The following is a 17,389-nucleotide window of genomic DNA, read 5'->3' on the forward strand; positions in this document are numbered from 1 at the left end:
GGGGATGCGGATTCCTGGACACGTTGACGGTCCCCAGGCCCCGTGCGAAGTTCACACTATGACCGACTCGTTCCGCGATGGCAACGCCGAACTGCGTCGCCGCAACCGATCCGTCGTCGAGGACTACATGGGCCGCCGGGGCGAGAACCGGCTGACCCGCTACCTGCTCTTCACCGAGGACGGCACCAGCGGCCTCTACACCGGCGACACGCCGGAGCCGATCGTGTCGTGCGGCCACGAGACACTCCGGGCGCACGGTGAGTGGTCGCTGAGGATGTTCCCGGACTGGCACTGGTTCAACATCGAGGTCTCCGAGACCCAGGACCCGAACCGCTTCTGGGTCGAGTGCGACGGCGAGGGGCAGATCCTCTACCCCGACTACCCGCCCGGCCACTACCGCAACCACTTCCTGCACTCGTTCCTGCTCGCCGACGGCAAGATCGTCCAGCAGCGCGAGTTCATGAACCCGTACAACCAGCTGCGCGCGCTGAGCATCGACATCCCCGTCATTCGCCGCGGTGGCATCCCCACCGGTGGCGCCTCAAAGGAGGCATCATGACTCTGGACGCGGCGCGCGCTGTCGTCGAGTTGATCACCGGCGGGTGGCGGGCGCAAGCGGTCTACACCGCGGTCAAGCTCGGCATCCCCGACCATATCGCCGCGGGCCGGACGACCGACGCGGACCTGGCGGCGGCCTGCGGGTCCAAAGAGGACGGCGTGCACCGGCTGATGCGGCTGCTCGTCGCGGTCGGGATGTTCGAGGGCAATGGGCGGACGGGCTACCACAACACCCCGTTGAGCACCGCGCTGCTCGACGTCCCCGGCTCGCAGCGGGACATGTGCCTGCTCTACGGCGAGGAGTTCTACGCCGCCTGGGGGCACGCGCACACCGCGATCAGCACCGTCAGCTCCGGTTTCGAGGCCGCGTACGGCACCCCGCTCTACGCCTACCTCGGCGAGCACCAGGACGCCTCGGACCGGTTCCAGCGCGCGATGAAGGCGGGCAACCTCTTCTTCGACCACGTGCCCGGTGTGTATGACTTCGCGGGCAAGCACGTGGTGGACATCGGTGGCGGCAACGGACAGCTGCTGGCCGCGATCCTGTCGGCGACGCCGGACGCGCGGGGCACCGTGCTGGACCGCGAGCACGTCGTGGCCGCGGCGCGGGCCAACCTTGGGGCGACGATCGGGCTCGACCGGGTCGAGGTCGTCGGCGGCAGCATGTTCGACGGCGTTCCCCAGGGCGGCGACGTCTATCTGCTGTGCCGGGTGCTGGCCGGGCATTCCGACGACGACATCGTCGGGCTGTTCGAGTCGATCCGCGCGGCCATGTCCGACAAGTCGGCTCGACTGCTGCTGCTCGACCGCCTGGTCACCGACGACGGCGACTCGACGATGCTGCCCGCGCTGTGGGACCTTCACCTGCTGATGACCACCGGCGGCAGGCACCGCTCGCGCGACCACCTGACCACGCTGCTGAACCGGGCGGGCCTCACCGTCGAGCGGTCGGCGGAGCTGCCGGTGGAGACCACCGCGCTCATCGTCGCGCCAAACGCCTGAGGGCAGGGAGAAACCATGTGCGGCATCACCGGCTGGGTGTCCTACGACCGCGACCTGACCCGCCACCACGACACGGTGCGGGCGATGACGGACACGATGGCCCCGCGCGGCCCGGACGACGCCGGGACGTGGGTGCGGGGTCCCGCCGCGCTGGGCCACCGCAGGCTCGCGATCATCGACCTGGCGGGCGGGCGCCAGCCGATGCGGGCGCACACGGTGGCGGGCGAGGTGGTGCTCACCTACAGCGGCGAGACGTACAACTTCGCCGAGCTGCGCGAGCGGCTGACCGCCGCCGGGCACCACTTCCGCACCGACAGCGACACCGAGGTCGTCCTGCGCGGCTACCTCGAGTGGGGTGACGCGGTCGTCGACCACCTCAACGGCATGTACGCCTTCGCCATCTGGGACGAGCGGCGGCGCAAGCTGATCATGGTGCGCGACCGCCTGGGCATCAAGCCGCTCTACTACCACCCCACCGCCGACGGCGTGCTGTTCGGCTCGGAGCCCAAGGCGATCCTGGCCAACCCGCTGGCCCGCCGCGAGGTCGACGCGGCCGGGCTGCGCGATCTCATCGGGTTCACCATGGCGCCGGGATGGTCGCTGTGGAAGGGGATGTACGAGGTCGAGCCCGGCACGGTGGTCACCGTCGACGCGGACGGGATCCACACCCGCACGTACTGGCGGCTGACGGCCGCCGAGCACGCCGACGACCTGGAGACCACGGTCGGCCGGGTGCGGGAGCTGATGACCGACATCGTCCACCGCCAGCTGGTCGCCGATGTCCCGCGCTGCGTGCTGCTGTCCGGCGGACTGGACTCCAGCGCCATCACCGGCCTGTCCGCGGCGCGGCTGGCCGAGCAGGGCAAGCGTTTGCGGACCTTCTCGGTCGACTTCGTCGGGCGGGAGGAGACCTTCAAAGCCGACTCGGTGCGCGACACACCGGACACCCCGTACATCCGCGACGTGGTGAATCTGGTCGGCTCGGAACACCAGACGATCACCGTCGACCCCGCCCTGCTGACCGACCCCGAGCTGCGCCGCAAGGTGATCGCCGCACGCGACCTGCCGATCGGCTTCGGTGAGATGGACTCCTCGCTCTACCTGCTGTTCCAGGCGATCCGCGCCCAGTCGACGGTGGCACTGTCCGGCGAGTCGGCCGACGAGGTCTTCGGCGGCTACCGCTGGTTCCACGACGAGGCGGCGGTCACCTCGGGCACCTTCCCCTGGCTGGCCTACCAAAGCGCGATGAGCGGCGACCGCGCGGCGATACTCAACCCGGCGCTGCGGCGGACCTTGGACATCGAGGGCTACGTCGCCGACCAGTACGCCGCCGCGGTGGCGTCGGTGGACCAGCTCGACGGCGCCGACGCGGTGGAACGGCGGATGCGGGTGGTCAGCAACCTGCACCTGACCCGGTTCGTCCGGATGCTGCTCGACCGCAAGGACCGCGTGTCGATGGCGGTGGGGCTGGAGGTCCGCGTCCCGTTCTGCGACCACCGCCTGGTCGAGTACGCCTACAACGCGCCGTGGTCGATGAAGACCTTCGACGGCCGGGAGAAGAGCCTGCTTCGGCACGCCACCGCGCACGTGCTGCCGCCGTCGGCCCGCGACCGGCTCAAGGCGTCGTATCCGTCCACTCAGGATCCGCACTACCTGGCCGCGCTGCAGCAGCAGGCCAAGGAGGTGCTGGCCGACAGCACGCATCAGGTGTTCGACCTGGTCGACCCGGTGTGGCTGACCGAGACCGTCGCCCTGGACCCGGCCGAGGTCCCCAGCAACCTGCGCCGCGGCGTGGACCGGGTACTGGATCTTTACCACTGGCTGGACATGTACCGGCCCAGCCTGAGCGCCTGAGCGGGCGGCCGCCTTCCCCGGGCGGCCGCCCTCGCTCAGTTCCGCCGTCCGGTCGCCGCCACCGTCAACCAGGTGTAGTCCACAAAGGATGGGTCGGCCATGGCGGCGTACGCCTGGTCGAGGCCATCGCGGCTCATCAGCCCGGCGGCCACGACCCGGTCGTCGACCAGCGAGTAGGTCTCCTTGAGCCACCTGGCCATCGGTCCGCCGCCGCGGACCGCGACCGCCTGACCCACCGCCGCGCAGTCCGAAAGGCCCGCCGCGCTCAGTGGCAGCGGCATCGTGCGTGCCCAACTGGTGTGGGTACCCAGCTGGCCCGCCAGCACCGCGTTGCCCGCCGCCATCGCCGCGGCGACTTCGGGCCGCGACGACAGTTCCGGTGCGGTGCTCCCCACCTCCAGCAGCAGCCATCCGCCGGGCCGCAGCCATGACGCCATCCTCGCCAGCGCCGCGTCGCGGCCGGGCAGGTGGTCGAGGACGAACCGCGCGTGGATCAGATCGAACTCACCCGGCGCCTCATCGGCGGTCACGTCGTGGCGCAGGACGGTGACGCCGAGGTCGGTGAGCGGGCCGAGCAGCCGAATACTCAGATCGGTGGCGACGACGTTGGCACCGCCCGCCCGGTCAGCCATCGCGCGGGCGATCGAGCCGCCGCCCGCACCGACCTCCAGACAGCGCCACCCCGCGCGGACGCCGATGCGGTCCAGGTTGGCGATGCTGAAGGGGTCGAAGACCTCCTCCATGAGCCGCATCCGCTCGTGCTCGCGCAGCGCGGCCGTGTCGACGAACTCAGGCCATTGCACAGTCAGAGTCATAGCGCCGAGCGTGACAGCGTCAGGCCGGTCCGGCACCTGTCCACCGTGGACTCCACTGGACATCACGGGGGGCGGTGATCAGCCGCCCACACCAACGCTGACCTGGGAAATCTCCCACTGACGCTGCTCCATCGGAGTGACCGCCCGGAGGTACCATTCCCGACCGAGGGCGGCCTGGCAGGGTCGCCGATTGCTGACCCTGGGGGCGCGACCCATGCACGAAGATCCGCTCGCCCACCATCCAGACCTCACCGACCCCGACTGGCTGGCGAAGGCAACCAAGTCGGCCGAAAAGGACATCCGCCGCATCAGACGCCGCGCGCGGATGAAGTCCGTCTGGTTACCCCGGCTGTTCTCCGCCGCCCTCGTCCTCGCGATCCTGGCAACCGGCTACTTCGCCTACCAGCGCGGCCTGTTCGGAAATTCCGAACCGACCGCCGCGACTCCGGCGGCAGGCCCGTCAACCACGGTCACCACAATGATCCCCGACGTGACGGTCGATCCACGGCAGCCGTTCGTCGGAACTCCCGCGGCGACGTGGGCCGACGGCGAAGCCGGAATCGTCGCGCCCGCCGCACAGCCCGTCGGCAGGCACAGCGCGGCCCAGGTCAGCGCCGCGTACGACCAGGTCCGACAGGTGCTGATCGCCTCCCGCCTCGACCGCGCGGTCATCGAGGGCCGCGACCGCGAACGCGTCCTCGCCCTCCTCGCGCCGGGTGCGCGCGACGAGATCCGCGAGATCTTCGCCGACCCGATCGCATCGGCATGGACAACCATGACAGCCGACGGATTCCCACTCCTTCCGGCGCCACCCAAGGTGAACGGCACGATGTCCGCCTCGGTCGACAGCGACGGGCACCTGGTCGTACACACCGACTACGTGATCGCCTACGCCTTCCAGCCCGACCCGAACCGAAAGATCCGCCAGGTGATGGACATCGTCGCGGCGTACCGGGCCCAGGCGTCCTATCGACTGGTGTCGGGAAGCAAGTGGATGAAGTCCCACCACGGCCTGTGGCTGGACCGGGTCGACACCTTCGTGTACTCGCTGGCGTGCGACCCAATGGACAAGGGCCTGCTCGCCCCCGCCTACTCCGAGCGAGACCCCAACGCCGAAAGCGTGACCCGTGACGGGGACTACTACTTCGACCCCGCCAACCCGATCGGCACCGAGAACACCTGCGACTGAGAACCTCAGAACCTCAGAACCTCAGAAAGCGTCCCCCATCCCATCGCAACGGGCACAACAGAACGGCCCGTTTGGGTGGTTCGCCTTGATTTGGGGGAAATGGGCCTAAAATCGCGGTGCGGGTGAGGTTCCTTGAGCTCGCCTTTTGACCCGCACAGGCCCATTTCTAGGGGTCCCCAAATCAAGGCGAACCACCCAAACGGGCACCCACCCCACCAAGCCGCCACCCCACCAGACCAGCCCTAGGCGGAGAACCGATACCCAGTCCCACGCACAGTCTCGATCACCGAAGGCGCCCGCAACTTCCGCCGCAACTGCGCCATCAACACATCCAGCACGTTAGAAGCCGGATCCGCCATCTCATCCCACCCACGCCTGATCAACTCACCCCGAGACACCACCACCCCCGGCGTAGCCATCAACCGTTCCAACAGCACAAACTCCGTACGAGTCAACGTAAGCAGCACCCCCGCCCGACGCACCTCATGCCGCCCCGGATCAAGCTCAACGTCACCACACCGCAAGACCGCAACCGGCCCCATCCCAGAACGCCGACACAAACTCCCAACGCGGGCAATCAATTCCGCCACCGCAAACGGCTTAACCAGATAGTCGTCCCCGCCCCGCCGAAGACCGTCGATACGGTCGGCAACACTGTCACGGGCGGTGAGAAACAGCACAGGCACCGACCACCCCGCCGCACGCTTGCCCGACACATACGCCAGCGAATCCCCCGCAGGAAGCATCCGGTCGAACACCGCACAGTCGTAAGCATTCACATGCAGCGACATATCCGCGTCGGGAAGATCCGCGGCGGCGTCCACAGCGAAACCCGCTCCACGCAAGGCCGATGCGACGGCTATCCGAATATTGTCGTCGTCCTCCGTGACCAGCACCCGCACACAGCGACCTTAGCGGGCAGCCGCCGCCTGAACGTCAGGAACCAGCAGACCGCGCAACTCGTCAGTGCTCGGCATCCGACCGAGGCCACGCAACCGCTGCGACTGTGCCTTGCGCATCCCTTCAAACAACCTGCGGGCGTCCCGGGCATTGCCGAAGTTGGGATCGTCCGCGATCCGCTCGAAGTAAGCCACCAACACCGGATCGGCCGCCGGGTCCAGCCTGTAGTCGCCACCGGCCACCATCCGCCCGATGATGCCGAGCAGCTCGGTCGGGCTGTAGTTCTCGAACTCGACGGTCTTGGCGAACCGCGACGCCAGACCAGGGTTGGCGGCCAGGAAGTCGACCATCTCCCCCGTATACCCCGCCACGATCACCGCCACCTCGTCGCGGTGGTCCTCCATCAGCTTGACCAGCGTGTCGATCGCCTCCTGGCCGAAGTCGCCGCCCGACCCGGCCGACCGCGACAGTGTGTACGCCTCATCGATGAACAGCACACCGCCCTTGGCCTGCTCGAACACCAGGGCCGTCTTCTCCGCGGTGTGGCCGATGTACTGGCCGACCAGGTCGCGCCGGGACACCTCGTGGAACTGGCCGCGCGGCAGCACGCCCAGCGCCTTGAGGAGTTTGCCGTAGGTACGGGCCACCGTCGTCTTTCCCGTGCCCGGGGCGCCCGCGAAGATCAGGTGGTGGCTGGCGGCGCCCACCGGCAGCCCGGCCTTGCGCCGCCAGTCGTTGACCTGGAGCTCGTCGACCAGGGCGCGGACCTCGGCCTTCACCCCGGGCAGGCCGATCATCCCGTCCAACTCGGCCAGCAGCCCGTCGAGTTCGTGGTCACCCGCGCCTGACGCGTCGGCGGCGCTGATCACCGTGGGCGTGGCGCCGTCGGCCAGCGCGATGGCGGGCTGCGCGGTGTTGTCCAGCTTGCACGCCTCGACCGTGCCCTGGCAGCCCGGCGCGAACGCGATCCCGACACCCCGCGCGTCGTGGATGGTGCAGCGGCGGATCTCCGGGGCGCTGTGGTGGGCCACGGCGATGCCCTCGGCGCCGGTGTGCGCGAACTCGCAGCCCTCCACCACCGGCCTGCCGTACTGGTAGACATACAGCCCGCGCAGCCCGCACCCGGTCACCACGCAGTCGCGGATCACCGGGTCGGCGCCCATCCCGACGATGATCCCGTCCCCGGTCACATCGTCGATGGTGGTGTCCTCCAGCCGCCCCGATGAGCCTTCGATCACTACGCCCTGCTCGGCTGAGGTGATGGCGCACTTGGACACGTCGAACGGCCCGGCCCCCCGGACGCTGATGGCCGATCCGCGCTCGGTGGTGAGCGTGCAGCGGTACATGACCAGCTCGGCACCGTCGGCCGACACCCCGCCCGCCCCGCCGCCGTGCACCTCGATCCCTTGCAGCGTGAGCGATCCGCCGACGACCCGCACCGCGGGTCGGTCGGCACCCGCGGCGTCGACGACTACCCGCGCGCCATCGGCCGTGGCCAGCGTGAGCCTGCGCCCGGCCAGCTCGATGGTCTCCGGATACGTCCCCTCAGCGATCCGGATCACCGCGCCGTCGGGGGCGTCGCGCAGCGCCTCGCCGATGGTCGGGTAGGCCCCCGGCCGGGACCCGACCAGCAGCGTGCGGCCTGCCTGCCCGAGCATCAGCCCGCCCTTTCCAGCAGCCAGCCGCGGTCGGCGGCCTTGACGCCTGCCTGGAACCGGCTGCGGGCGCCGAGCCGGTGCATGATGTCGGCCACCATGCGCCGGACCGTGCGCACCGAGATGCCGAGCCGGGCCGCGGCCGACTCGTCGGTGCTGCCGGAACACAGCAGCGACAGCAGTTCCCGTTCGCGGTCGGTCAGCACCGAGTCGCGGGCGGACTCGGCCGGGCCAACAGGCACCGCGACCGGCCAGATCCGCTCGAACAGCTCCACGTTCGCGGTGACCACGCTCGGCAGCTGGAACACCGCCACACCCGCGTAGGAGCGGTCGGCGGTCAGCACCGCCGTGGTCCCGTCGATCACGAGCGCGTCCATCGGGACCTCCGCCACGGTCCGCACGTCGGCGCCCGCCTTGGCCAGCTTGCTCGACGCTGAGGTCAGCCGGGCGCTGTCGGGGAACAGCACCCGGTAGCGCACCCCGCGCAGCAGGTTCTCCCGGTCGACCCGGCGCAGCAGGCCGATGGGGTCGGTCGCGGAACCGCCTCGGGTGCTCATGACCAGCACCTCGGTGGTAGCCGCGGCGAGCAGGTCGGCGATCCCGACCGGCGCGGGTGCCGTGACCAGGGCAGGCCTGGGCGCGTACATCGTGGTCATGAAAGCGGTCCTCCGATCGGGAGCGGTGTGACGGGGGCGACGGCCTGTTCATGCCAGTCCCCGTGGTTCAGCTGACACACGCTCGCCGGGGCGTTAGCGTGCGAACGCGAAGCGGTTGGCTTCATGGCCCGCGGGACGTGAACAAGGAATCGCACGCGCCTACCTTCCGGCCGGACGCATGAGGTTTCGATGACACGGGTGTTGGTCGTGGAAGACGACGAGGATCTGCGGGTCGCGGTGTCGGCCGAACTGCGGGCGGCGGGCCTGGTGGTGGACGCCGCCGCCGACCTCGCGACCGCCGACGCGAAGCTGCGTGACGGCGACCACAGCTGCGTCGTGTTCGACCGGATGCTGCCCGACGGCGACTCGATCGGCTACGTGCACCGGCGCAGACAGCAGGGCTGGGGCGTGCCGGTGCTGTTCCTGACCGCCCGCGACGCGCTCGCCGACCGGGTCGCCGGGTTCGAGCACGGCGGCGACGACTACCTGGTGAAGCCGTTCGCGATGGCCGAGCTGGCCGCGCGAGTGAGCAACCTGTGCGTTCGGGCGGGGTCGGGCAGGCCCTCGGTGCTGCGCCACGCCGACCTGGAGATGGACTGCGCGCGCCGGGAAGTGCGCCGCGCGGGGGTGCTGCTCACGCTGTCGGCCAAGGAGTTCGCCGTGCTGGAGTACCTGCTGGCCAGGGCCGAGACGGCGGTGCCGAGGGTGGACATCATCGAGCACTGCTGGGACGAGCAGACCGACCCCGCGTCTAATGTGGTCGATGTGGTGATCAAGCGTGTGCGGCGCAAGCTGCGGGAACCCGAGCTGATCCACACGGTGCGCGGGCGCGGCTACCGGCTCGGCACGCCGTCGTGAGCGGATCGGCCGCCGACCGGCTGCGCAGGCTGCGCTGGGTATTGACCGCCCTGTTCACCGTGATGAACACGATCGGGCTCGTGGTGTTCGCGTGGCTGGTCATCCGGGAGGACGGCGAGCAGGGCACCCAGCGGCTCGACGCCGACCTGAAGCTGGTCACCTCGGCGGTGAGCAGGCAGATCACCTTCGACGGCGGCAACATCGGCACCAACCTGGTGAACACCGACGAACTCAACAACAGCTGCCCGCAGTTCGCGATCCTGCCCGGCGGCGCGCGCCAGTTCCGCGGCCACCTCAGCAACAAGATCTGCGTCGACGTCGACGGCGCGGTGCTCAACGGGCTCGCCGCGAGCGCGGTCAGCTCGGGCCGGGTGACCGTCGGCTTCCAGCGCGCCGTGGACGGCGGCCTGGTCCGGGTCAGGGTGGAACCGCTGCTCGACCCGGCCCGCACCTACATCGGCGCGGTGGTCGCCGTCGCCGACACGACCGACGTGCGGGCGAGCCACGACCAGTTGGTCTTGCTGGTCATCGGCGGCTGCGTGGTGCTGATCGCCGCGATGGGGCTGGCGGGCCACCAGCTGTCCGGCCGGGCGATCCGGCCCGCGGCGGCGGCGTTGCAACAGCAGGAGGTGCTGTTGGCCGAGACCGCACACGACCTGCGCACCCCGGTCGCCGCGCTGCGAGCGCTGGCCGAGACCGCGGCGCGCAACCCGCACGAACGGGCCGACCTGCTGCCCCGAACCGTGCGGCTGGCCGCCAGGATGGGCGGAATCATCGACGGCCTGCTCATGCGCGCCCGGCTCGCGGCCGGTGTGGAGCAACTGGCGATCCAGCCGGTGTGGCTCGATCAGCTCGTCCAGGGCGTTGTCGAGGAGACACCGACCGAAGGCGCCCAGATCACCGTCACCGCGGCCCCGACGATGGTGGCCGCCGACCCCACCCTGTTGCAGCGGGCGATCGCGAACCTGGTCGACAACGCCGTGCGCTACGGCCGCCACCCAGGCACCGAGGCGATCGTGCACATCACCGTCGCGGGCGGCACGGTCACCGTGGCCGACCACGGGCCGGGAATCTCCGCCGAGGTCGCCGAGGAGGCGTTCGACCGGTTCAGCAGCACCGGCGGCTCGTCCGGGCTCGGGCTGTCGATCGTGCGGTGGGTGGCCCAGGAACACGGCGGCACGCTCGCGGTCTACAACTCCGACGAGGGCGGGGCGATCTTCGAGCTGAGCCTGCCCGTCAGCCGACCACCCGGAACGACTGCCATGGCGGCAAGGTGACCCAGTCGCCCGCCAGCTGGTAGGCGAGGTAATAGGTGTAGTAGCCGGGTTCGGCGAACTCGCGGTCCAGCACGAACTCACGGGCGGTCGGACCGACCTCGACGTCGACCAGGTCGGGGAAGTCGTGGGCGGTGCCGAGGTCGTCGCGCACCTGCACAGTCAACCTGCGCAGGGTGACCGTTCGATCGGCGGTGACGGTGGCGCGCGCGGTCACGGTCTGGCCGACCTCGGGTGCTTCGGGCGCGAGCGTGAGGGGACCCGCGATGGTCAGCCCGCCGGTCGAGGTGACGGGGACGAGGTCCGGTTCGGTGAGCCGGGTCACCACGAACACCGTGACCGCTGCCAGCAGCACGGCGGCCGCGGCCAGGTAGAGGGGACGCGTGCGCGCCTGCATCCGGGGCCCCTGCCGTCCGACGGGTGGTTTCGGGCCTCACGCTACTGCGCCGTCACGGGTCGGGATTTATCGCCGCCGCGATGTTCCCTGGCCGCGGCGGAAACAGGTCCGGGCGGTCGGCGATCGCTTGGTCGAGTTCGGCCATCGCGCGGGCCAGCGGACGGGCGTTGCCGGTGCGTTCGGCGAGGTCGGTGTAGCGGGTGACCCAGTCGGTCAAAGTCATCAACCGGTTGAGCTCAGCCAGGCGGGACGGCAGCGTCGAGGCCCGGCCGGGGTTCGCGCGCAGGTCGGCGAGGGCTCGGTGGACGACGGCCCGGACCTGGTCGACCCGGCTGGGTGCACGCTCCTGGCGTGCGGGTTCCGGGTGGCCGAGTCGCTGGACCAGGGCCCGCACCCGGCCGATCGGGTCCGCCGGGCGGGTGGATGGCGGGAGCCGCGGAGTGGTGGCCTCGGTGATCAGGTCGACGAGGAATCTGGCCAGGGCCTCATGCTCGGCCCGCCGCGTCGCGGCCGCCGCTTCCTCCTTCGCCTCGGCCTTGCGGTCCTTCGCCGCGAGTTCGGCTTGCCGCTGCACCCACTTGGCGGGCGACATCGCGTTCTCGGCCACCGCGGCGGTCCCGGTCGCGGCGACGATCACCGGCGGCAGACCGAGCACGGCCGACACCACCGCGACCACCGCCGTCGCGACGATCCCGGGCGCCGATCCCGCCAACTCGTATTCCCAGAGGGAGGTCAGTCCCCCGGGCCGCGGCCCGAGTTCGGCCGCGGGAGCCAGCAGCGCGGGCACCGAGGCAGGGATGACTACGGGGTTCGGCTGTGCGCTTTCGGGACGGGTCAGGCTTCGCATCAGCCTGCGCAGCCGCCCCGGTCTCGCGGCGAGAGCGTCCTGAGCGGCCCGCTCGCGCACCTGGTTCTCCAGCGCGGCGATCACCGCCGCCGCGGTGGCCGCGCGGATCTCGTCCTCGGCCCGCTGGGTCGCCGCGCGGTCATGGTGGCCGCGAGCCTGGTACTCGACCTGATCGATCCGATTGTGCCTGGCCGCGATCAGCCCCACCACGGGCGCACCGAGCAGCGCCCGGAAACCGCCGTACAGCAGGAGTTCGACGTGCGCGCTCACCTGGCTCGCCAGGCTCGTCGGGTCGAAATCCGCCCGGCTCGACGGCGGCGGCAGCCTGCGGACGATCTGCAGGAAACCTTCGGCCAGCTCGGCGGCCATGAACGGCACCCTGCCCGCGTCGACCAGGGCAGGCGGCCCGACCGGGTCGAGTCGCGAATGGACGACCTCGGCGGCGTGGGCCTCGATCATGGCTCGGGAAAGGTCTAGCAGACGGGCACTGGCGTCGACGTTGGTCAGCTCCGCCTCGGCTTTGCGGCGGGCGAGGTACCGGTCGACATAGGGAACAACCGCCACGGAGGCACCCAGGACCGCCCAGATCGAGTAGGCGGCGCCGACCGGCAACCCGATCGGCGCGGCGAGCAGGGCGAGCACGGCGGCGGCCGCCGCACCGGCAGGCACCGCCCGCCTGATCCGGTACGCCCGGATCCCGGGTGTGACAGCGGGTCTCGTCCCGTCTGGGGCCGGTTCGACTGCCAGCGCGCCACGTTGACGTGACTCGACCGCGTGACCAGGCGATCCGGAGCCGACTTGGCGCGACTCCGCGGGATTGTTGGGGCGCCCGGTGTTCGTCGGCTGGGCGGCTAGTCGGGCGAACAGCGGCTCCAGCAGGATCCGGCGCCGAACCGCGTTCTCGTGGGCGCGGACCGCGGCGTCGAAATCCTTGGCCTTGTTCTTCGCCGCGTCTTCCTGGCCCGCCACGCGGTGGTCGGTGTGCCCGCCTGCCACCGCCATGACTAAGCCGACCGCGGCGACGGCAAGGCCGCTGGCCGGGTTGAGCATCAGCGCCGTCGTGACGCCCGCGGCCAGTTGGGGCACGAACGTGCTCGCCAGCTTGGCCGACACGTACCACCCACGCGCGGCCACCCCACTGGGCGTCTCCCGGCGCGGTGGGGCGTGGCTGCGGACGGCGGCCACGACGTCGTCGTCGGGCAGTGCGTCGGCGCGGTAGTCGGCGCCGGGCTGGTTGGGGTCCAGACCCGCGCCCTCGATCAGCGCTCCCATGATCTCGCGCAGCCGGGCCCGCCTGCGCGGCCGCCAGCGCCCCGTCTCATCGAGTTGCCGCGCGGTGGCGCGTAGCTGCGCGCGGGTGCCATGGTCGGCGGGCGACAGTGTGGGCTCGGCGTGCGCGTCGGTGTCGGCGTCGAGGAAGTCCTGGCCGACGGTGCTGCCCGCGAGGACCTCGGCGGCGGCGGCGATCCGGTAGGCGAGCAGGCCGGGTATGACGTCGGCGTGCGCCTGGTCGGACACGGTGATCGCCGCACTGTTGTTCGCCGAGTCAAGGGTGATATGGACGAGGCGGCCGCCCGCGAGGCTGCCGGACCGCACGGTCACGAAGAAGGAGCTCCCGTCCACCCGGGTCACCCGATACCCGACACCTTCCGGCGTGATGGCGGCCATCCCGGCATCGCCTGCCACCCGCCGGATCGCGGCGTGCGCCTGCGCGTGCACCACAGATGGTTCCGGCCGCCGCCGATCCACCACCCCCTCCGGCGCGGCCGGATCGGTGACAGCCGAATCCTTCGCGGCCGGGGTGACGGGCGACGTGGTGGGCAGGCCGCCGTTGTCCTCGGTGACCATCATCTCGAAGCCGCTGTACAGGCTCAGGTCGGCGAAGGTGTTGTTCTGCCCGTCGACGAAATAGACCTCGCCGTCGATGTTGACCGCGTTGAACACGTGCCCTGGCGCCGGAGTCCCGTCCAGCTGCCGCCCGCCGTGGACGATCGCGCGCGCGCCGGGGCCGAGTTCGCGCAGCCGCAGGACCATCTCGGCGATCGAGTCGACCGGCTGGAAGGTGGCGCCGGGCACCCCGGCCGCCTCGGCCAGCCTGGCCGCCCAACCCACTCGCCCGTGGTGCGGACCGCGTGCGTTGGCCTGCGTCGGGGTCTGGTTCGGGTCGGCGAGGTAGGCGTCGGTCGCGGCGGCGGTCTCCTGGCAGTTGGTCCGATACCCGTTGAACCAAACACTGTCCTCGCTGTGGAACTCCGGGTTGACCGCCCCCAGCTGGGGAAACAGCTTGCCCAGCAACCCTTTCGGCGCGTTGCCCGCGTGCACGCCGCCGGGGCGCAGTTCCTCTGGCTGGAACAGGGCGCGGGTGTAGGTCTCGGTCCGGTGCGCCCACTCCGGATCGATGCCCTTCTCACCGGTCTTCAGGTCGTAGTTGTGCACGACCACGGGCGTGCCGTCCTGCATCAGGTCGAGGGTGATGTCCGGCTCGTTGGACTGCTGATACCGCGCGACGCCGAAGTCGGTGAGCAGGTTGTGGAAGTCGGGATCGAACTGGACCGCGGGTTCGGCCCGCAGCTGGTAGTCCTTGGCGTGCGGGCCGAGGATCTCGGCTCCGCGAGCGGCCAGTTTCGCCGCGAGCAACTGGTGGATCTTGGTGCCCCGATCCTGGGCGGTGATCCCGGACTTCTTCAGCTGCGCCACCCGCTGGTGCGCGTAACGCTCCTTGTCCTTGAGCTTGCCGAGCGAGTCCTGGTCGACCCCGGCCTTCGCCGCCGCTTGCCGAGCCTCGGTCGCCGCCTTGGCCTTGGCCTCGGCCTCGGCGATGGCCACCGCCCGCACCCCCGGATCCTGCCGCGCGTGCCGAGCGTCGAACTCCGCCACCGCCTCGTCCACCAACCGCCGCAACGCGGGCGCGATGTGCGCCCGCACCACCTGCACCGCGAGCACCCTGGGAACGCTGCGCAGGGGCAGGTTCCGCTGGATGTCGGCGGGGAGAAGACCGTGGGTGACCAACTGTGCCCGCAGGTCGGCCCAGGTGACCCCGCTTTCCCGCATCAGGGCGCGGAGTTTCTCCACCGGGTCCGGGCTCTGGATCGCCGACACCAGTTCGGCGGGGGTGAGCGCGGCCGACGACTGGGTGGGTGTGGTTGGAGAGGGCGGGGACGGCTGAGCGGACGAGACGGGCTGGGCGGACGGGGCCGCCCCAGGGGCCGGAGTGGGTTGAGCAGGGGCGGTCGGTTCAGTGGAAGGAGTGGGCTGAGCGGCGGCGGGCGCGTTCGCGGTGGGCTGACCGGCGTCAGTGGGTGCGGTGGGTTCCACGGCGGGCGCGGCCGAGTCGGTTGACACAGTGGAGTGGGTGGACTCAGCGGAATCGGTTGGGTCGTGGGAACCTGCCGACTTGGCGGTCGCGGTGGTGTTGGTTCCGGCCGCCCGATGCGAACCTGCGGGCGCGGCCGCTAGGGGCCCTACGGCCGTGTGCTGCGCGGATCCGGCCGTACCGGTCGCGGTCGGGTTGGTCGTGTCGCTTGACTGAGTGGCAGGCGCGTCGCCAGGCTGAGCAGCTGCTTCCGTACTTGTCGCGCCCGTTGTGGACGATGCGTGTGACGTGTCTACAGTGGATGATTGATCGGTGGTGGTTGGGGCCTGCTCGTTGTCGGAGTTGACTGCCGAACTTTCGTCAGACCCACCGGAAACAGCCTCCGTCGAGGCGCTCGAACTACCCGTGTCCACGTCGATGCCTGCCGCGACGTCCGAACTCGTCCCCACGCCCGCACTGGCCGCCGAGCCCGAGCCGACATCCACGCCCGCACCGGCCCCTGAAGTCGAACCAGCACCGACGCCCGACCCAGCGCCCGTCGCTGAACCAGCACCGATCCCCGAACCAGCGCCCGCCTCAGAACCAGCACCCGCCGCCGACTCAGCGCCCGCCGAGCCCGCCGAGCCTGAGTCCGAACCCGCCGACGTGGTGGTCGGGGTCGCCGCCTCCGACGGCGGTCCCCCAGGCGGTGGCCCGCTCGTCTGGTCCCCGCCAGGACCATCAGGCCCGCCCGGCGGTGCCCCAGCCGGAGACGGCCCGTTCGACACCTCCACCGCGGGAGCGTTCCGGTTCACCACCGCTTCATTCAGTTGCGTGCCCGCGTACTGGCCGTTCGCGCGCATCGAACCCATCGCGCCCGCGGCGAAGCCGTCGTCCTTGATGGCCTTGGCGTAGGCGCCCGCGTCGACCAGGGCGCCCAGGTTTCCGCTGGTGATGCTGTTCGCGGCGTGGCTGGCGACCGGCGATGTGATGGCGTTGGTGGTGAAGGAGCTCGCGGCGACGTTGGCGGCGTTGGTCTGCGGCAGGTTGGTAACCTTGTTGACCCCGGGCACGTGCCGCAGGCCGCGCCCGAGCGGCTCGCCGAGGGCGCCACCCAGTGCCGCCGTGCCGGTCTGTTTGTAGTCGTGGCTCTCGCGGTAGCCCTGTCGGATGCTCAGCTGCTGCCCGAGGTAGTCGATCCCGAATTCCTCAAGGCTCTCCTTCGCGACCGCCCCAACAAATTTGGGGACCTTGCCGAGTTTGTTCGCCGCCGCGCCGATTCGGGCGGCCAGGGCGACGAAGCGGGCGATGTTGGCCGACATCCTCGCGGCGAACAGTGCCATTCCGAACGGACCGCCGAGCGCCGCGAGGGCGAACAGGGCGACGTTCAGCGCGATCTCGACCCGGATCTGGTTCTTGGTGTCGGCGAGCTGCTGGGCGTAGTCGCGGCAGAACTTCGCGATCTCCTTCATCGCCGTGACCAGGGCGTCGAGCCCCTCGCCCGACGAGCCGTGGCCGCCGTGATTGAGCGCCTGGGTGTTCGCGTACTGCTGGAACCCCGCCGAGTCCGGCCAACTCCGCAGCAGGTCCCGCGCCGCGGCGTCCGAGGTCTTGATCGCGGTTTCCAGGGCGGTGGCCGCGCTCGCCCAGGCGTCGCCGAGGGCTTTGGCGTCGGATTCGCTGTCCGGGGGCCAGATGGCGTCCTTGGCGTTGCCGCCGACGTTGACGACCCAGTCCCACAGGTCGCAGAAGGGCTCGGTGATATCGATCATTGGAAGGGGCGCGTCGCGGCGGCTTCACCGTCCAGGTATCCGTCGACCGCGGACTTCCCGTTGTCGGCCAGCGTCCCGTAGTGCCCGGGGACCTGGCGCGCGGCGGTGGCCAGCGAGTCGGCGGCCTCGCGGTAGTTCTTCATGAACGCCTCGCCCATCGGGCCCTGGCCGATCTGGCCCGGACTCTTGATCTTCCCGTCCGAGGTCGCCCACGCGGTGCCGAAGTCGACACCTTTGGCGCGCAAGGCATTCAGGTGGACCACGGCCTCATCGGTGTCGATGTCGATGAGGCCGTCGCCATTGTGGTCCTTCTTGGTCAT

General features: G+C 70.6%; 13 protein-coding genes. 6 read left to right on the forward strand and 7 right to left on the reverse strand.

Translation table 11 applies throughout. From position 1 onward, the window contains the following. The first annotated feature begins 58 nt into the window (after positions 1-58). Genes BN1701_RS17485 through asnB form a run of 3 tightly spaced genes read left to right on the forward strand, consistent with a single transcriptional unit; the run spans position 59 to position 3,414 of the window. Positions 59-559, forward strand: coding sequence for a PhzA/PhzB family protein (locus BN1701_RS17485; protein WP_172803271.1), 501 nt, complete (start codon positions 59-61; stop codon positions 557-559). Then, positions 556-1,560 (forward strand): methyltransferase, encoded by a 1,005-nt coding sequence (locus BN1701_RS17490; RefSeq protein ID WP_054050190.1) that lies wholly within the window; start codon positions 556-558, stop codon positions 1,558-1,560. The genes BN1701_RS17485 and BN1701_RS17490 overlap by 4 nt, the downstream gene beginning before the upstream one ends. Before the next feature lie 15 nt (positions 1,561-1,575). After that, positions 1,576-3,414 carry an asparagine synthase (glutamine-hydrolyzing) gene (gene asnB / locus BN1701_RS17495; protein ID WP_054050193.1) on the forward strand — a complete coding sequence of 613 codons (1,839 nt, stop codon included), beginning with the start codon at positions 1,576-1,578 and terminating at the stop codon, positions 3,412-3,414. 35 nt (positions 3,415-3,449) lie between these two features. Here asnB and BN1701_RS17500 read toward each other — a convergent pair whose 3' ends face one another. Then, positions 3,450-4,229 (reverse strand): bifunctional 2-polyprenyl-6-hydroxyphenol methylase/3-demethylubiquinol 3-O-methyltransferase UbiG, encoded by a 780-nt coding sequence (locus BN1701_RS17500; RefSeq protein ID WP_067521249.1) that lies wholly within the window; start codon positions 4,227-4,229, stop codon positions 3,450-3,452. Positions 4,230-4,443: 214 nt separating this feature from the next. On the opposite strand from BN1701_RS17500, the gene BN1701_RS17505 reads away from it, so the two are divergent. Then, positions 4,444-5,418 carry a hypothetical protein gene (locus BN1701_RS17505; RefSeq protein WP_054050196.1) on the forward strand — a complete coding sequence of 325 codons (975 nt, stop codon included), beginning with the start codon at positions 4,444-4,446 and terminating at the stop codon, positions 5,416-5,418. 242 nt (positions 5,419-5,660) lie between these two features. Here BN1701_RS17505 and BN1701_RS17510 read toward each other — a convergent pair whose 3' ends face one another. From BN1701_RS17510 to BN1701_RS17520, 3 genes are read right to left on the reverse strand one after another with little or no spacing between them, the layout of a single operon-like run. Further along, positions 5,661-6,320 (reverse strand): response regulator transcription factor, encoded by a 660-nt coding sequence (locus tag BN1701_RS17510; RefSeq protein WP_054050198.1) that lies wholly within the window; start codon positions 6,318-6,320, stop codon positions 5,661-5,663. Between the two features lie 9 nt (positions 6,321-6,329). Next, positions 6,330-7,976, reverse strand: coding sequence for a right-handed parallel beta-helix repeat-containing protein (locus tag BN1701_RS17515; RefSeq protein WP_054050200.1), 1,647 nt, complete (start codon positions 7,974-7,976; stop codon positions 6,330-6,332). Further along, complete coding sequence (locus BN1701_RS17520) at positions 7,976-8,629, reverse strand: helix-turn-helix transcriptional regulator (RefSeq protein WP_054050202.1); 654 nt, start codon at positions 8,627-8,629, stop codon at positions 7,976-7,978. Before BN1701_RS17520 ends, BN1701_RS17515 begins: the two co-directional genes overlap by 1 nt. 189 nt (positions 8,630-8,818) lie before the next feature. Between BN1701_RS17520 and BN1701_RS17525 the strand changes: the two genes are divergently transcribed. Both BN1701_RS17525 and BN1701_RS17530 read left to right on the forward strand, forming a co-directional pair. Next, complete coding sequence (locus BN1701_RS17525; RefSeq protein WP_172803272.1) at positions 8,819-9,487, forward strand: response regulator transcription factor; 669 nt, start codon at positions 8,819-8,821, stop codon at positions 9,485-9,487. Further along, the gene (locus BN1701_RS17530; RefSeq protein ID WP_054050204.1) at positions 9,484-10,764 is read left to right on the forward strand and encodes a sensor histidine kinase KdpD; all 1,281 of its coding nucleotides are present in this window, start codon (positions 9,484-9,486) and stop codon (positions 10,762-10,764) included. Before BN1701_RS17525 ends, BN1701_RS17530 begins: the two co-directional genes overlap by 4 nt. Here BN1701_RS17530 and BN1701_RS17535 read toward each other — a convergent pair. The 3 genes from BN1701_RS17535 to BN1701_RS17545 are packed head-to-tail and all read right to left on the reverse strand — an operon-like array spanning position 10,724 to position 17,389. Continuing rightward, positions 10,724-11,158, reverse strand: a complete 435-nt coding sequence (locus BN1701_RS17535; protein WP_054050206.1) for a hypothetical protein — start codon at positions 11,156-11,158, stop codon at positions 10,724-10,726. The genes BN1701_RS17530 and BN1701_RS17535 overlap by 41 nt on opposite strands. A gap of 52 nt (positions 11,159-11,210) precedes the next feature. Beyond that, positions 11,211-17,069: a toxin glutamine deamidase domain-containing protein gene (locus tag BN1701_RS17540; RefSeq protein WP_054050208.1), complete on the reverse strand. Its 5,859-nt coding sequence runs from the start codon at positions 17,067-17,069 to the stop codon at positions 11,211-11,213. After that, complete coding sequence (locus tag BN1701_RS17545; protein ID WP_054050210.1) at positions 17,066-17,389, reverse strand: hypothetical protein; 324 nt, start codon at positions 17,387-17,389, stop codon at positions 17,066-17,068. The genes BN1701_RS17540 and BN1701_RS17545 overlap by 4 nt, the downstream gene beginning before the upstream one ends.

It is taken from the genome of Alloactinosynnema sp. L-07 (assembly GCF_900070365.1).
GTDB lineage: Bacteria > Actinomycetota > Actinomycetes > Mycobacteriales > Pseudonocardiaceae > Actinokineospora.

Bases quoted from the DNA above. Each gene is read 5' to 3' on its own strand.
- BN1701_RS17485 (WP_172803271.1), top strand. From the start codon at position 59: ATGACCGACTCGTTCCGCGATGGCAACGCCGAACTGCGTCGCCGCAAC.
- BN1701_RS17490 (WP_054050190.1), top strand. From the start codon at position 556: ATGACTCTGGACGCGGCGCGCGCTGTCGTCGAGTTGATCACCGGCGGG.
- asnB (WP_054050193.1), top strand. From the start codon at position 1,576: ATGTGCGGCATCACCGGCTGGGTGTCCTACGACCGCGACCTGACCCGC.
- BN1701_RS17500 (WP_067521249.1), bottom strand. From the start codon at position 4,229: ATGACTCTGACTGTGCAATGGCCTGAGTTCGTCGACACGGCCGCGCTG.
- BN1701_RS17505 (WP_054050196.1), top strand. From the start codon at position 4,444: ATGCACGAAGATCCGCTCGCCCACCATCCAGACCTCACCGACCCCGAC.
- BN1701_RS17515 (WP_054050200.1), bottom strand. From the start codon at position 7,976: ATGCTCGGGCAGGCAGGCCGCACGCTGCTGGTCGGGTCCCGGCCGGGG.
- BN1701_RS17520 (WP_054050202.1), bottom strand. From the start codon at position 8,629: ATGACCACGATGTACGCGCCCAGGCCTGCCCTGGTCACGGCACCCGCG.
- BN1701_RS17525 (WP_172803272.1), top strand. From the start codon at position 8,819: ATGACACGGGTGTTGGTCGTGGAAGACGACGAGGATCTGCGGGTCGCG.
- BN1701_RS17535 (WP_054050206.1), bottom strand. From the start codon at position 11,158: ATGCAGGCGCGCACGCGTCCCCTCTACCTGGCCGCGGCCGCCGTGCTG.
- BN1701_RS17540 (WP_054050208.1), bottom strand. From the start codon at position 17,069: ATGATCGATATCACCGAGCCCTTCTGCGACCTGTGGGACTGGGTCGTC.
- BN1701_RS17545 (WP_054050210.1), bottom strand. From the start codon at position 17,389: ATGACCAAGAAGGACCACAATGGCGACGGCCTCATCGACATCGACACC.